Source organism: Fibrella aquatica, from assembly GCF_041321135.1.
GTDB lineage: Bacteria > Bacteroidota > Bacteroidia > Cytophagales > Spirosomataceae > Fibrella > Fibrella aquatica.
This window is the reverse complement of the sequence record NZ_JBGGWF010000013.1, coordinates 1-15,579: the sequence shown is the minus strand read 5'-3', so window position 1 is coordinate 15,579 and position 15,579 is coordinate 1. Positions and strand designations below refer to the sequence as shown.

The 15,579-nt window shown below is 53.4% G+C and carries 10 protein-coding genes; 6 read left to right on the top strand and 4 right to left on the bottom strand.

From position 1 onward, the window contains the following. Positions 1-102: 102 nt before the first annotated feature. Positions 103-900, bottom strand: coding sequence for an N-acetylmuramic acid 6-phosphate etherase (gene murQ / locus ACAW87_RS21900; RefSeq protein ID WP_370725786.1), 798 nt, complete (start codon positions 898-900; stop codon positions 103-105). A 58-nt stretch (positions 901-958) separates the two neighbouring features. Further along, positions 959-6,661 (bottom strand): fibronectin type III domain-containing protein, encoded by a 5,703-nt coding sequence (locus tag ACAW87_RS21895; protein ID WP_370725785.1) that lies wholly within the window; start codon positions 6,659-6,661, stop codon positions 959-961. A 197-nt stretch (positions 6,662-6,858) separates the two neighbouring features. On the opposite strand from ACAW87_RS21895, the gene ACAW87_RS21890 reads away from it, so the two are divergent. Further along, a complete protein-coding gene (locus ACAW87_RS21890; RefSeq protein WP_370725784.1) occupies positions 6,859-7,515 on the top strand; it encodes a methyltransferase domain-containing protein in 657 nt (218 codons plus the stop codon). Between the two features lie 118 nt (positions 7,516-7,633). Here the strand turns inward: ACAW87_RS21890 and ACAW87_RS21885 are convergent, their stop codons facing one another. Then, positions 7,634-9,688 (bottom strand): OPT family oligopeptide transporter, encoded by a 2,055-nt coding sequence (locus tag ACAW87_RS21885; protein WP_370725783.1) that lies wholly within the window; start codon positions 9,686-9,688, stop codon positions 7,634-7,636. A 342-nt stretch (positions 9,689-10,030) separates the two neighbouring features. On the opposite strand from ACAW87_RS21885, the gene ACAW87_RS21880 reads away from it, so the two are divergent. From ACAW87_RS21880 to ACAW87_RS21865, 4 genes are read left to right on the top strand one after another with little or no spacing between them, the layout of a single operon-like run. Further along, positions 10,031-10,969 carry a hypothetical protein gene (locus ACAW87_RS21880; RefSeq protein WP_370725782.1) on the top strand — a complete coding sequence of 313 codons (939 nt, stop codon included), beginning with the start codon at positions 10,031-10,033 and terminating at the stop codon, positions 10,967-10,969. Positions 10,970-11,003: 34 nt separating this feature from the next. Continuing rightward, positions 11,004-11,591, top strand: coding sequence for an RNA polymerase sigma factor (locus tag ACAW87_RS21875; RefSeq protein WP_370725781.1), 588 nt, complete (start codon positions 11,004-11,006; stop codon positions 11,589-11,591). Next, positions 11,575-12,960 carry a hypothetical protein gene (locus ACAW87_RS21870; RefSeq protein ID WP_370725780.1) on the top strand — a complete coding sequence of 462 codons (1,386 nt, stop codon included), beginning with the start codon at positions 11,575-11,577 and terminating at the stop codon, positions 12,958-12,960. Before ACAW87_RS21875 ends, ACAW87_RS21870 begins: the two co-directional genes overlap by 17 nt. Positions 12,961-13,001: 41 nt before the next feature. After that, positions 13,002-13,901, top strand: coding sequence for a hypothetical protein (locus tag ACAW87_RS21865; protein ID WP_370725779.1), 900 nt, complete (start codon positions 13,002-13,004; stop codon positions 13,899-13,901). Between the two features lie 98 nt (positions 13,902-13,999). Here ACAW87_RS21865 and pyrF read toward each other — a convergent pair whose 3' ends face one another. Beyond that, positions 14,000-14,821, bottom strand: a complete 822-nt coding sequence (gene pyrF / locus ACAW87_RS21860) for an orotidine-5'-phosphate decarboxylase (protein WP_370725778.1) — start codon at positions 14,819-14,821, stop codon at positions 14,000-14,002. Positions 14,822-14,916: 95 nt separating this feature from the next. Between pyrF and rfbC the strand changes: the two genes are divergently transcribed. Beyond that, entirely contained in the window at positions 14,917-15,462 is a 546-nt protein-coding gene (rfbC, locus tag ACAW87_RS21855; protein WP_370725777.1) for a dTDP-4-dehydrorhamnose 3,5-epimerase, read from the top strand. Positions 15,463-15,579 lie beyond the last annotated feature (117 nt).

Here is a 15,579-nt window from a genome sequence, read left to right as displayed (position 1 = left end):
AGGTGGTCCAATGTTTAATGTCTAAAGTTCAAGGTTGCTCTGCTAACTAGTCTATTTCCAGACTAGCAACGCGACGTTGAACCTTAGACATTGAACTTTAGACTATTTAAAATTCTCAATCGCTCCGCGAACGTTGCCGAAGCGGTTTAGCAGGTCTTTGGCTTCGACTTCCGAGACACCTAGCTCGTCCATAACCATGTAGGCGGCGCGTTGTTGGAGTTTAATGTTCGACAATTGCATATCGACCATTTTATTCCCCTTCACCCGACCCAACTGAATCATGACCGTGGTCGATAACATATTGAGGGCCAGCTTCTGCGCCGTTCCTGCTTTCATGCGTGTACTGCCCGTCACAAATTCAGGACCGGTCACTACCTCTACCGGAAATTCGGCCGCCGCTGCCACCGCCGAGCCAGGGTTACAGACAATGCAGCCCGTGAGGCAACCGGCTTCGCGGGCGGCGTTCAGGCCACCGATTACATATGGGGTACGTCCCGACGCAGCAATGCCTACTACGGTATCGATGGCTTCGATTTTATAGGCCAGCAGGTCTTTCCAGGCTTGCCCAAAATCGTCTTCGGCAAACTCTACGGCCTTACGAATGGCTCCATCGCCCCCGGCAATCAGTCCCACCACCAGATCGTGTGGCACGCCGTAGGTAGGCGGGCACTCCGAGGCATCCACCACTCCTAGCCGACCGCTCGTACCTGCACCGATGTAGAACAGCCGACCGCCTTCGCGCATGCGGGCCGTTACCTGCGTAGCCAGCGCTTCGAGTTGCGGAATGGCCTTTTCCACCGCCAGCGGAACGGTCTGATCTTCGCGGTTGATATTCACCAGCAGGTCGTGGACCGACATCTGCTCTAAATGGTCATAATGAGAGGTAGTTTCAGTAATCATAATCAGGTACGTTGCAGACGGCAAAGCTACCAATTTGAACCGAAACGGCTGACTTCATCTATTGCGTTGGTTTCACAACGGAGGCACCACTTATCTTCAGTTGACCGGCTCCTTCGTAGAAAATCCGTTTGGTATAGCCGGTATAACTGGCAGGTATCGTAACGGCATGTTTGATCAACACAGCATCGGTCGGCGTCGGGATGCAGTTACATGACCAGACGGTGGCATCATTCCACGAACCTGTTTTTACCGTGTAGACACTTGTTTGGCGTTCGCTGATCACCTTAAATGCTGTTGTGGTCAGGTAAGACGATACCCCCGCACACGCACCACGTACCTGCCACTCGTACGATGTACCATTGGTCAATCCGGTGAGCGTGTACGACGTGCCGTTAATGCCCGACACGGTGTTCCAGGTGTCAACACCTGCTTCGCGCCATTGCAACACATAGGGTGTTCCGCTAAAGGCATCGCTCCATACTAGCTGTGCCGTCGAACTGGTTTGCTGATCAACCCGCTGATTTGTTACCAGAGCACAAGTCGTTTGAAACGTCAGTGGGGCATTAAATTGTGTACTGCAATCGGGACGTACCTGCCATTCGTAGGTTGTGTTATCAGCCAGACCGGTAAGCATATATGGGGCCACCACGCCCGAGCGTGTAGTCCAATTAGTGGTCCCTTTCACGCGCCAGCCAACCGTATATACATTCAGATCGGCGGTACCGTAATTCGTTGTCCAGGTCAACGATACAGCATTGGTGCCGACTGGTCTGGCTGTCTGGCTATAGATAAAGCTGTCTCCGCATTGCGTAGAGAATGTAGTCCAGTTAAAGCCTGAGAATTCGGGTGTACACGCACTGCGTACCTGCCAGTCGTAATAGGTACTGGGTTCCAGGCCTGACAGAGTAAACGATTTGGCCGACGTCGTCGCCTGGTTCCACTGGCTGGCCCCTGAACGCCGCCACCTCACTACGTAGTCAGGTCCGCCCTCGCTCCAGGTCAATCGCGCCTGGGTAGACACGGCCTGAGTTGTCGCGTAGTAGGCTGGCAAACACTGCGTGGTGAAACGACGCGGGCTACTGAACATCAGGGCTGTGTTTCCGCTACATTGGTCGGCTACCGCCCAGTCGTATGTTGTGTTGGCGCTGAGCCCCGTCAGCGTAAACGGACTGCTGATGATCCCTGTTCGTACAGTCCAGTTTGTTGTCCCTACTACCCGGTATCGAACCGTAAACTGGGTGGGATTCGAATAAGCACTCCAGTACAACTTGGCCGACGATAGATTAACATCAGTGGTACTACCATCGACAGGGGCCTGGCACGAAGCGGGCGTACGGAACGTACCCACCGGCGTGAATGCCCCTGACGCAGCGCTACATGTCGGCGTAGCCCGCCATTCATAGCTGGTAGCTGGCGACAATCCCGTCAACGAATGAATCGTCACACCCGCAGGAACCGACACCGTATTCCAGGAAGCACTACCGCCAACCCGCCATTGCACCACTACCGGCATTGGTTTCGTTAACGACCAGCTCAGCCAAGCCGCCTGGGTTGATAGAGACGTAATGGTTAACGTTGTGAACGTTGGGCAATCCATGGAAAATTGGGTGGTATTGCTATAAACGGTTGTGCTATTGCCGGAAGTCTGTACCAGACGGGCTTCGTAGGTGGTACCGGGCGTCAGATTTTGTAACAGGTAGGTTGTACTGGTCAACAGACCCGTAGTAAACCAGCTACTTGTCCCTACTCCCCGCCACTGAAGTCGGTAGGCTGTCTGGTCATTGTTACTGATCAGCAGCCGGGCAACATCAATACCCGTGCTATCGGCCCGAAGGGAAACCGTGGGCAGACTTGTCATTGATGTGGTAAATGTGCCGGTTGCACTGTAGACAGGTGAACTACCGGGTGAGCAGGTTGTTTGAAACCGATACTCGTAGGCAGTACCTGGGGTTAACCCTGTAATATCAACAAGGCTACCGTTTGCTATTGCTTCGCTCCAGGAAGCGCCCCCTACCTGTCGCCATTGAATGACGGTTGGCGATTCAGACGCTGACCAAATGATGCGAGCCAACCGCTCCTGTATACTGTATACAGAGAATGACGATACCGCCCGGCAAACGGTCTGAAACGAGCTGACACTGCTAACAGCCCATATGTCGCCTCCTTCACAAACACTCCGAATACGTACCTGATAGGCGGCATTCGGCGTAAGACCCGTGAGCGAATAGCTGGTACTCGTCTGCGGACTGCCATCGATCCAGGTGACTGCGTTCACCAGTCGATATTGGACAATTGATTTCGCCAGCGTGGCCGGATAATAGCTCCAGGTTATGTTGGCCGACGTTGCCGCTGCGGTAGCATACACACTCGATGCGGCCGTTACGACGCATCCCGTCATAAACGACTGAATCGCTGTGTAGTCTGACAGCACGCCATCGCCGCAGTTGGTCGCTACCCGCCATTCGTAACTGCTGTTATTAGCCAGACCCGTTAGTGAGTACACCACGGTTGTACCAGAGGTCGTGCCGGGTATTGCAACGGTTGTCCATGTGAAGCTACCAACTGGCCGCCACTGAAGCTGGAATGGGATATCTGTCGACGGGGCATACCACGATACATTGGCGGAGGTAGTCCCAACCGCCGTTTGAACCGAACCTACCACTGAACATGACACGGCATAGTAAGCCGCGTACGTATAGTCAGACCCCGGTTGGCCAACTGCCCCGGCACGTACCTGGAATTCGTAGGCAGCGCCAACGGTTAAGCCCAACACCGGAACAGAGAGCGATGGATACTGGCCAACAGCGGTAGCAGCAGGTACATTCACGGTGGTCCAACTGGTCGTTCCAGCTAGCCGATATTGGATCGTAAACGCGGTTGCTGTTAGCTCAGTCGACGAAGCGGCCGGATATTTCCAGGTAACATTCACTGAATTACCTGACCGGAATCTGACGCTTAGGTCTGTAGGCACCTGGTAACGAATGGACACACTATTGCCCACAACATCACTCTTCAAGCCGGGAGCACACACCCGTTGCACGGTATACTCGTAGGTGAAGCCTGGTTGTAGATTGGTCAGCGTGTATGTAGAGCCCGTTATAGCTTGCTCTGTCAGCCAGGTAGACGCTCCCTGCTGTCGCCACTGTATGTCGTAGGTATCCGTAGAACCAAGCATAGACCACACGATATTGGCACGCGTGTTATCTACCTGATACGCATAGCCAGTACCACCCGTACTCGGGCAGTTTGTGGTCATTACTGGCCCATCGGCAAATGGCGAACTGATGCCAGCTTCGCAGATAGACCGAACGCGCCATTCGTAATTCTTGCCAGTTGGCAAGCCATAAAATGTATACTGCTTCGTGATGCTACTCTGCCCCTGCGGCTGGTCAACTTCGTTGGCCGGTACTGTTTTAGTAAGCCAATTGGTACTGCCAACTTCCCGATAGTAAATCTCATAGGAAGCAACACCTGCCCCTCCACTCCAGCGCACGGTAACGTTTCCAGCAATTACTGAGACAATGGAAAAATCGGTGGGCGTTCCTCCACAGTAGGTCACAAACGACTGTATAGCCCCAAATGCCGGAGCCGTACCCGTTGTTGAGCAGGCCGAACGTACCTGCCACTCATACACGGTGTTAGGAGTAAGGCCCGTCAGCGAAAACGCACTGGCGTTAATAGAAGTTAGCGCAATCCAGTTGGCCTGACCAACGGGCCTGTAATTCAGGTCATAAGGCGGATACGAATCATTACCATACCACTGGATCGAGGCCGTTGTTGTTGCAACTGACGTGATATAAAAAGAAGTGGGTTGATTACAGGGAATGGTAAACGACTCGATGGTGCTGGTATAGTCAGAACCAATTGTGGGCGTACACATCCGACGCACCCGCCATTGATACGGTACGCCCGGCGTAAGCCCCGTTAAGGTGTAGGGTGAGGTGGTCAGGCCTGTTACCGTTGTCCAAACGGTAGTGCTGGCTGGTCTCCATTGTAGTTCATACGTATCAGTTGGTCTATTCGAATACGTGCTCCAACTTAGCCCAACTGAATTCGATGTCAGTTTATAGGAGTATGGCGAGAGATAAGCACTCTGGCAGGTTACCAGAATGAGATTCGTCGGCGTAAAATCAGAAAAATCGGTGGATGAACAGGCCCGCCGGACCCGCCATTCATACGTCGTATTCAGCGTTGGCGAATTAAGCGTATACCCCGTATTTATGATACCGTCTACACTCGTCCAGCTCGTTGTTCCCGCCACTCGCCATTGCAGTTCATACACGCCGTCTGAGGGGCCACCCCATGAGAAATTAATTGCATTATCTGTATTAATGCTGGCTGAAGAATATTGAGGTCTATCGCACCGGGTAGTGAAAAGTTGCGTGGCGCTATAATCAGAAGTAACTCCCTCAGCACAAGCTGTGGCAACGCGCCATTCGTAAACGGTATTGTTCGACAGGCCAGTTAGCGTGTAGGGTGAGCTAACTGTATTGATCGTTGTCCAGGTGCTGGCATTCGCCAGGCGATATTGCAGGGTTGCCACTGTCTTCGCTGACCAGCTCAGATCGGCCCGGCTGCTGCCAATATTCGATGACGTTACATTATTCGGCTGATCGCACCAGGTAATAAACTGCACCGACTGCGACCAGGCCGATTTGTCTGTTGCCGAACAGGATGAACGTACCTGCCATTCGTAACTCGCATTGGGCGTCAACCCCGTCAGCCCAAAGTCATTGCTGGCCAGATTGGCCATTTCGACCCAGTTTGTTGCCCCGATAGCGCGCCACCGCAGGTCTGTGGCGAATACACCAGCCGGATTCGTCCAGCGCAGTTCGGCTATATCCGTATTTGGAACTGTCGTGTACAGTGAGTTAGGCGCCAGGCATTGCGTCTGGAAGGTAATCGGCGAGGTAAAGGCCGACGTAGCATTCGCCGAACAGACGCTCCGTACTTTCCATTCATACGTTGTGTTGTTGGCCAGTCCATTCAGGGTCATCGACGTATTGGGGTTCGCGTTGACGCTGGTCCAGTCGGTAGCGCCGGCCACCCGCCAGTACACTTCGTAAGAAGCGCCTGACGGTCCACTATACCAGTTCAACCGGGCCGACCGGTAGGTTAGATCGCTTGTATAGGTTCCTCCTGGCGAATAGCATACAGTTCGAAACGAGATAGGAGCCGAGAAAGCAGAGCTATCGCCTGGTGAGCATATGCTACGCACCCGCCATTGATAATCAGTATTGTTAATTAGGTTGGTTATAGTACCATAGCTCGATGATTGCACAGGTCTGCTGATCCAGTCTGCTGCCCCTGTCGCGCGATACTGCATCTGATACGTTGGGGAGCCATCACCATAAAATGACCAGCTAACCTGAGCCGATTCAGCCGAGATGGTACTGTTGTATAAGCCTTGTGGCGTTCTACATTCTGTACTGAATGACAGCGGGTTGGTAAACGCTGATGTATCGCCAGCCGCACAGATACTGCGCACCCGCCACTCATAGCCAGTGCGGGGCGCGAGATTTGACAGTGTTACTGATGAGGAGCGACTTACCCCGTTACTTGTCCAGCCTATCTGACCCGCGAACCGAAATTGAACCTGATAGGTAGGCGAACCTCCCCCGTAATAGGACCAACTAATTGATACGGCCCGGCTACTGGGCGTACCTGTGTACGTAGACTGTGGTACCTGACAAACAGATTGGGCGAGGCCAAAACGAGAAATAACGCCCAAAAGGGCGATAAGCAGGTAGCGAAAAGTCATGAAGTAAGCGTGAGCACGTAGGAAGTGGTAGATCTTGAAAACACCCTCCGCAAACGATGAGGCACTTTCGCAAGATGCTTATAACCAACAAAATATGTGCCAAAAATATCTGATAAGTAAATTAAGTGTATACTTTTCGTTTATGATTTTTAGCATTAATTTCTTAATCAATTAGTCGCATCGGGGGTTAGGTAAACATGGCACAACGTACCCAACTTAACCCCGATCTTCCATCGAATTATTTTCGGAAATACGATGAAACACCCGACGATGAATTTTACCGGTCGGCCCGATTAGTAGTACATATCGATGACCCGGCTATTGCGGCAACGACGGCTCTTTTTCGCGAATTGCTACCGTCCGGCGGTGCTATTCTTGATCTGATGAGTAGCTGGCGCAGTCACCTGCCCGGACGCGGGACCGCTACTGACGTGATGTATAGCCGCGTAGCGGGACAGGGCATGAACGCGACGGAGTTAAAGCAGAATCCGCAACTGACGGATTATGTCGTGCAGAACCTGAATCAAAACCCTGTGCTGCCTTTTAAAGACGAAGAATTTGACGGCTGTGTGGTTACGGTGTCAGTGCAGTACCTGACACAGCCGGTCGCCGTTTATCGGGAAGTGGCGCGGGTGCTAAAACCGGGCGCGCCCTTCATTACAGTATTCTCAAATAGAATGTTTCCAACCAAAGCTGTCGCCGTCTGGCAAGCCCTTGACGATGCCGGACACGCCCAGCTCGTTGAAACATACTACGAACAAACGGGCCTGTTCATCGATGTTCACACCGAAGATCGCAGCCCCAATCCACACCGCAGCGACCCGCTGTTTGCCACAATTGGTTATAGGAAGTAGTCATTAGGTGGTCATTACGCTGCGCTGTCATTAGATAGTCATTCGTTGTTTGAGCAATCAATGACTACCTAATGACAGCGCAGCGTAATGACCACCTAATGACGCCGCAGGCAAATGACTATTTCTTCAACCCCATCCAGCCGAGCGTACCGGCCAGGGCGGCGAAGAAGAGGGCACCGAGAAGTTGATAACCACCATCACCGAATGCTCCTTCGAGCGCCGGTTCGAGCGACAGTTTCGACAGGGCCGTATAAACGCCATCATTGACCGATAGCAGGGCTACCAGTACGCCCGCCAGCGCCCCACCGGCGACAAGGCCAGTAGCGAAGAGATTGCCTTTGCTTAGGTCGTCGGTTTCTTCCATTTCAGCTTCCAGTGGATTGCCTTCGTTGTGCAGAACTGGTTTCTTCTTGCGCCAATCGGTAAACGCTTTCACGCAGCCACCGGCAAAAATGGGGAGCGTTGTTGATAGCGGCAGGTACAGCCCCACGGCGAAGGCTAGGGCACTCACGCCGATCAACTCAAACACGAAGGCCAGCACCGCGCCGACCAGCACAAATTGCCAGTCGAGGTTGAATGATAACAGGCCTTTGATGAGCGTGGCCATCAGTGTGCCCTGCGGTGCAGGAAATTTGTCGGTGCCAATGGCGTGGGTAATTCCCTGCGCCACCAGATCGGGCGTGGGTGTATCGAGCAGTTTCACGGTGGCACCAACCACCAGCGACGAGACCACGACGCCAACCAGTAGCGCCAGTTGCTGCGCGCGCGGCGTGGCACCCACGAGGTAACCCGTTTTCAAATCCTGCGAGGTGGCGCCGGCGTTGGCGGCGGCTACGCAGATGAGGCTTCCCACCACCAGCACGGCAGGTTCGTAGGTACGTCCCGTCAGGCCGATGCCGATGAAGATCAGGGCCGTGCCCATGATCGTAGCGATGGTCATACCCGAAACCGGCGACGAACTTGATCCGATCAGGCCTACAATGCGACTGGCCACGGTGACGAAGAAGAAGCCGAACACCAGCACCAGAATGGCAATCAGGCCTTTGGTCAGGTACGTATCGCCGGGAATCTGTGGCAATAACACCATCAGCACGGCCAGTACGATACAGCCGATGATGACAAACCGGCCGCTCAACTCCTGATCGGTGCGCAGAATTCCACCGGGTTGGCTAGCCAACGCAGCGTTGGAACCGGCTCCACTTCCAACAGATGCTTTAAACGACGAAACGATGGTTGGAATGGTTTTCAGCAGCGTCATAAATCCGCCAGCCGTAACGGCACCGGCGCCAATCTGACGAATGTAGGCCCGGTAAATGGCAGCGGCGTTATCGGAGAAGGTTTTCGTTTCCGGGTTCCAGCCGCCGGGACCACCCGCTACAGCCAAATCGGCGAGGTAGCCCAGTTTCTGGAGTTGCAAGGCAATGGTTTCGCCGGGAACAACCGACGCGAGTAGGGGAATCAGGCCCAGCCACGCCAGAAAACCACCCGCTACCAGCACCGCCGAAATACGAAACCCGATGATATAACCCACGCCCAGATACTCCGGCGTGATTTCGCCCGCCACCTGCGCCGATGGGAAATAGCGATTCACCTGGTTAGTCGCCCAAACGGGCACTTCGGCAATCACGTGCAGCACCTTTTGCAAGGCCGCATACAGAAACGCCACGCCTAGCCCCAGATAGGCCGTTTTGGCAAAATCGCCCCCTTTTTCACCGGCAATCAACACCGAAGCGCAGGCTGTTCCTTCGGGGTAGGGCAAGGTGTCGTGTTCCTGCACAATGAGCGACCGGCGCAGGGGCACCATCATCAACGTACCTACCAAACCGCCCACGATTGCGAGCGTCAGGATAGTCCAGTAGTTAAAGAAATCGGCCGAGGCACCATCGGTCAGAAAGAGGAAGCCCGGCATGGTAAATACAACGCCTGAGGCAATGCTCTCGCCCGCCGAACCCGTGGTCTGGATGATGTTATTTTCCAGAATGGTCGTGTTCAGAAATCGACGCCCCAGCGAAATGGCCAGCACCGAAATCGGGATAGATGCCGACACGGACAGGCCCGCCTTCAGCGATAGGTAGACCGTGGCGGCTCCGAACAGCACGCCGAACAGCGCACCGACAATAATGGCCTTGACCGATAATTCGGCAGGTGATTCAGAAGCAGGTATGAAAGACAAGGGCTAGTCTGAGGTTTAGTGGTCGATGTATGTTGCTCAAAGTTGCATCGCTTATCCCTAAAGTCGACATTTACCCCCACAACTTTAGCTAGAACGCTGCTTTTTCCTGTCAGAGCAACCAGTACCAGGCCACTACACACAATAGCGACAATAAACTCATCATCAAATACTTGCAAAATAAACAGGACGTTCTGGGCGAAATAGTTGCTAGCCAACGCCAAAAATAAAGCGGGCCTGTGCAACAACGGCGAAAGCGTACGGTGTCTATATCAGTGACTAACTTCACTGCTGGTTCGTTTTGGTAGCCCTGGGCCGCCCAAACGCAGCTAACCTGCTCAACGTATGAAAAACGTACTCCTGTTCTCGCTGCTCTGCGTCTTCCAGTTATCCTGCAACCGGGTCACCGATAATCAGCCCACACCTACCGAAACGGTTCCGGCCAGCGCTATTCAGGCGCTTACTGCTCAGTATCCGGGAGCGACCGATATGCTCTTTAAAACGCTGGAAAAAGGCCGGGTATGGCAGGTAAATTTCACCCAGAAATCAGCCCGATTCAGCGCCGCCACTAACCCGCAAAAGCTGTTGATTGCCTACCAGTTGCAAACCCAGTCGGTACCCGATTCGCTGGCCTCGACGGTGCGCAACACCGTTCTAGACGGGGGTACGTTCACGAACCTCCGGGTACAGAACTACAACTGGTTCAGAGATAGCGGCAACAATGGCCAGTTCATTTTTGCCGACTACAACTGGCAGGGCAACCAGTATACATTCCGTTGGACCGTCACCAGTATAAACGGTGCCATTACCTACGTGACCGAGCTGTTGCCCAGCAACCAACTAGAATTCCGCACCGAAACACTGCTCGATCTTCCCCTTGCTATACAACAGTCGCTGACGGCGCAGGGGGCCGTCTTTGGCTATGCGCTGGTCACCGTTGATGCGCAGGGCAAGAAACAGTACGTCGTTTCGGCGCAGCAAAACGCCAATTATTACACCCTGACCTACGAAGAGAATGGTCAGCTGATCGCCGTTTCCGGGTCGGCCAATGCTCAGTATTATTCCTTCATCAATCAGTTACCCGCTTCGATACAAACGTACCTGCAACAAACGCCCGAACTGGCAGGGTTCAGCAATAGTGGCCAGTTTAGCCTGCTCAGCAAGAGCCAGTACGCCGGGGTAACCTCCTACACCGTTAATGTGCAGAAAGGCCGGCAGACCTGGTTTATGACCTTCAATGAGCAGGGACAGCTTGTGCGTCGGACGTACCTGAATCTGGTGTAGCCGCTGTCTAATCGCTCCTAACCGGCTCATTCAGATGGCATTATTCGGCCGTAAGAAATACCCGACCCTGCGCGATCTGGTGCTTGGTTGCCAGCGCGAGGAAGCGCAGGCGCAGCATGCCTTCTACGAGCGTTACAAAAACAAAATGCTTGGGGTTTGCGTACGATACGCCCGCACGGTGGCAGAAGCAGAAGACATTTTTCAGGAAGCGTTCATTCGCATCTTTCAGCATATCCGGGAATTGGATAAACCAGACTCGGCCGACAGTTGGGTGAAGGCAATCATTGTGCGCACGGCGATCAATTATTACAATCGAACCACCCGCCCACAGGAGCGTTTCGGCACGTATGAAGAAATCACCGACGAGCTGGCCAGCGACGATTATGAGTCAATGATCAACCAACTCAACCTGGATGCCCTGCTGGCTTTCATCAACCAGTTGCCCGACCAGTATCGACTGGTGGTGAACCTCTATCTGATCGAAGATTATACCCACGCCGACATTGCCGGACTATTGGGTATTCCTGAAGCAACGGTACGCTCGCAATACAGCCGGGCGAAGCAATTATTAAATAAATTCAGTCACCAAAACGGCCTCAAACGTCATGAACTCTTCGGATGATTCGACCGACAAAGCCCTGAAAGAGCGCTTCCAGCGGGTTTTCAACGACTTTGAGCGATCTCCGTCGAGATCGCTCAAGAAGCGGATATGGAAACAACTCCCCGCTGCTTCATCCGGACGTTCCAGGTACGTTGTGCTGGCCGTTTTCGTGCTCCTGCTGATCAGCGGCGCACTTTACGGGCCCAAACGCATGGCTTCCCAGGTTCAGCCTAAACGGTTGACTCCTGACCAACCCAGGCGGTTTGCTCACAGGCTAAACAACACGGATTCGCCTCAATCTCAGCCGCAGGCAACAATTCACACCGATCAGACAATCTCTGACAAGGACAGCAATGGTCAGGCCATTAGCCCGCCAGCTGGCTCATCGACCCGATCAACGGTGCAGCCTGTGCTTCGGTCAGGCAATCCGGCTATCGACATGAAGGCAGCGCGGCCTCGCCAGTACGCTCGCCCGACGGCGCGTTTTGCCCGGTCAAGGACAGTCCAGGATCAGGTACGTCTGTTTCCTGTCATCAGCCAAGCAGGTCGACCAGTAGACCATGGGCCAATAGTTCGTACCGAGAAGCCGGCAAATCCGGATCAGGCGATACCAACTCCCGTTTATGCGGTGTCAGAGATAGTTGGGGCCGATAGCGTTTTCGGGCAAGACGCGCTGGCAAGGCTGCAACCCGTAGCTATTCGCCCGTTGCGGGTGCCTGATTACACTATTAGGCGGCAGGTGGTGAAGTTGCCTCAGCAACCAACTGAGGCAACCGCTGAAAGCCACCGGGCACCTTTGCGTTGGCTGGCCAGCGTGTCGCCGTTGAGTACGTTTCAGTTCATGACCATTGTGGCCAGGCCTGAATCCTACGTGCAACGGGTTGATGCACCGGCCACTTTTTCGGCACCAACATGGAGCTATCAGGTCAGCGGTGGCGTAATGTGGCGGCAGTTCGCCGTTCAGCTCATGGCTGGTCAGCTAAGGCGCTGGGCCTACTACGACCTGGCAACGAACGAATACCAGATCGAAGCAACGGGACAAAACGAATACCGAATTACCCGTCTGGGCCAGTCGGTGGCCGAAAACAGCTCGTTGACCTTGCTGGGCGCTAGTCTGGATAAGGAATACACACTGGGTTTGGGTAAACGCCCCGGCCAATATGCCGCTCGTGTGGGTGGTCAGGGAACGTACCTGCCCGCCACCGGGCAAACCCTCTTATGGGGGCAGGCAGCACTAACAACAGCCATACCGTTAAGATCGGCTTATTCAATTCAGGTGGGACCAACGGTTCAGTATGGGTTCAGCCGCCTCTTCAGTGGTGACCGCCAATTGAATATTCACCCGTTTCTGGTTGGCGCGTCGTTCACCATTCGCCCCACTACTCACTAACTAACTACGTTCGAAAACACTCAACTTATTAACTACCAGCTATGGCTCGCTCGCTTCGTTTCCTCTTGTTTCTGGTGTTTGGCTCCCTCATCGTGAGTCTCCTTTCCTGCAATGATCAGTCGACAATTAATTCACGGCCCGTCGAAAAGACAGTCCTGCTGCCTACTACAATCGAGTGGCATTCCGAAGGTGCGTTGGCGCATTGGGTCTATCGATCGCTGTTTGCCTACAATAGCGCGAACCAGCTTCTGTCTGTCCGGGACTCGTTACTTACATCAGGAAACGCGCCTGCCACCCCATGGGTAAGGTTTTCCTACACAGACGATAATCGATTAAGCACGATCACCCTCAACACAGAACTGTTCGACAATACGTTGCAGCGCTACAGCCAGTCGTCTGGTTTCGACCTGACCTATGCAGGTAATACGCTTACCGCTCAGGCTCGGATTGGCAACCAGGCCGTGAAACAGGTCAGTATTTCACTCGATCAGGCGGGGTATCCGGTCAATAGGAATGTGGCGCTGGGTCGACTTTATCTGGACAGTCAGGGCCATCTGGATTACCTGACCGAATCGAAAAAGAGCCAGGAACGAAACCCAGCTAATTACGTACAGGTGCTTGACCAGCAATATGATCAGTACCAGAATATATTTTCAACCAGCAAAGAATATCAGATACTGGCGGCGTTGATAGCGGCTTCTGACCAAAGCATATACAGCAGACCGTTGTATTTTCTGGACAACCCACTGACCAGCAATAATTTGGCTTTTCAAAAGAGAAAGAGCTGCTCGGTTTCGTTTGGTCAGTTAGACTGTAGCGAGGGCACTATCGTCTACGAAAATCAGCGCGTCAACGAGTTCGGCTTCCCAATCCAGCGAAGCTGTCCATCCGGGCCGATGGGTACATTTTATTACACGATCAGCTATAGGCAGGTCAGGTAAATTGATTATACCTGCGTCAACAGCAGCCTACGTACCAGCCGCTCTCAGAACAGTCAGACTGTAGTAGCGGCCTGGTACGTATACGGCTTGAAAGAGCATTAGTTCAGGTACGTTGCCATTTCCTGCTGAATGGCTTTGGCTTCGGCAGCGGCGGCTTCGGCAAAGTCTGTTCCCGACGAGGCATACAGAATGCTCCGCGAGGCGTTGACCAGTAGGCCTCCATCTTTCGTAAGGCCATTTTTCGACACATCGGCCAGTGAGCCACCCTGCGCCCCAACGCCCGGCACCAACAGAAAATTATCGGGAGCCAGTTCTCGAATACGGGCGATCTGATCGGCTTGGGTAGCGCCAACCACAAACATCAATTGCTCGTGGCTAGCCCAGGTTTGGGCTTTCTGAATTACCGTTTCAAACAGTTCCTGCGTCTCATTGTCAACATGCTGCCGTTGAAAATCGGCGCTGCCGGGGTTACTGGTCAAAGCCAGCAAAATCACCCATTTGCCGGGATAATCGAGGAAAGGCAATACTGAATCGTGGCCCATGTAGGGCGCTACCGTAATGGCATCGAAGTCGAGGCCGGCAGCAGCAGGGTCGAAAAAGGCACGGGCATAGAGGCCCGACGTGTTGCCAATATCGCCGCGCTTTGCATCGGCAATGGTGAAACAATCTTTCGGAATGTATTCCAGCGTTTTTTGCAGACTCTCCCAGCCGCGTGGCCCCTGCGCTTCGTAGAAAGCAATATTGGGCTTATACGCCACGGCATACGGTGAAGTAGCGTCGATGATGGCTTTATTGAATGCAAAGACCGGGTCAGGTACGTTGGCCAAATGGGGCGGCAGTTTCTGAAGGTCGGTGTCTAACCCTACGCAGAGGTACGATTGTTTATGCCGGATTTGCGCCGACAGAGCCTGATAGTTCATGTTCGTTTATGTCCAGTACCTAAATTGGAACCGCCCAAAAGTACGAACGTAGCGTAGAGAAGTCTATTTTTGCACTGTCTACCTGAAATTGTAATATGCAAGTACGCCAAACGGCCATCGATGGCCTGATCGAGTTAATCCCCCGCGTGTTCGAAGATGAGCGCGGTCACTTTTTCGAATCGTATAACAAGCCACTGTTTGCGTCGCTGGGTTTACCATTCGACTTCGTGCAGGATAATCAGTCGTTCTCGACAAAAGGAGTCCTGCGCGGATTGCACTTTCAGAATGAGCCATTTGCCCAGGGAAAACTGGTTCGGGTTATTACCGGTCAGGTGCTCGACATAGCTGTTGACTGCCGTCCTGAGTCACCTACGTTCGGGAAGTACGAAACTTTCCTGCTCGACGCTAAACTAGCCAACATGGCCTGGATTCCAGAAGGATTCGCCCATGGATTTGTAGCGCTGGAAGACAGCATTTTCAGCTACAAATGCACCAATGTCTATAACAAACAGGCCGAAGGCGGTATTCGCTGGGACGACCCCGACCTGAATATCAACTGGGGCATCACCGACCCGAACGTCTCAGAGAAAGATCAGATCCTCCCCACATTCCGGGCTATTTTTCCTCATGTGATTATTTAAAGAGGAAGGGAATAAAGGAGGAAAGGGCGGAAGGGGAAGAAAGGGAGGAAAGGGATTGCTTACGCACGCTTAACTGCTCCTGCGTAAGCAATCCCTTTCCTCCCTTTCTTCCCCTTC

Coding starts and splice junctions, on each gene's coding strand:
- murQ (WP_370725786.1), bottom strand. CDS start 900: ATGATTACTGAAACTACCTCTCATTATGACCATTTAGAGCAGATGTCG.
- ACAW87_RS21895 (WP_370725785.1), bottom strand. CDS start 6,661: ATGACTTTTCGCTACCTGCTTATCGCCCTTTTGGGCGTTATTTCTCGT.
- ACAW87_RS21890 (WP_370725784.1), top strand. CDS start 6,859: ATGGCACAACGTACCCAACTTAACCCCGATCTTCCATCGAATTATTTT.
- ACAW87_RS21880 (WP_370725782.1), top strand. CDS start 10,031: ATGAAAAACGTACTCCTGTTCTCGCTGCTCTGCGTCTTCCAGTTATCC.
- ACAW87_RS21875 (WP_370725781.1), top strand. CDS start 11,004: ATGGCATTATTCGGCCGTAAGAAATACCCGACCCTGCGCGATCTGGTG.
- ACAW87_RS21870 (WP_370725780.1), top strand. CDS start 11,575: ATGAACTCTTCGGATGATTCGACCGACAAAGCCCTGAAAGAGCGCTTC.
- ACAW87_RS21865 (WP_370725779.1), top strand. CDS start 13,002: ATGGCTCGCTCGCTTCGTTTCCTCTTGTTTCTGGTGTTTGGCTCCCTC.
- pyrF (WP_370725778.1), bottom strand. CDS start 14,821: ATGAACTATCAGGCTCTGTCGGCGCAAATCCGGCATAAACAATCGTAC.
- rfbC (WP_370725777.1), top strand. CDS start 14,917: ATGCAAGTACGCCAAACGGCCATCGATGGCCTGATCGAGTTAATCCCC.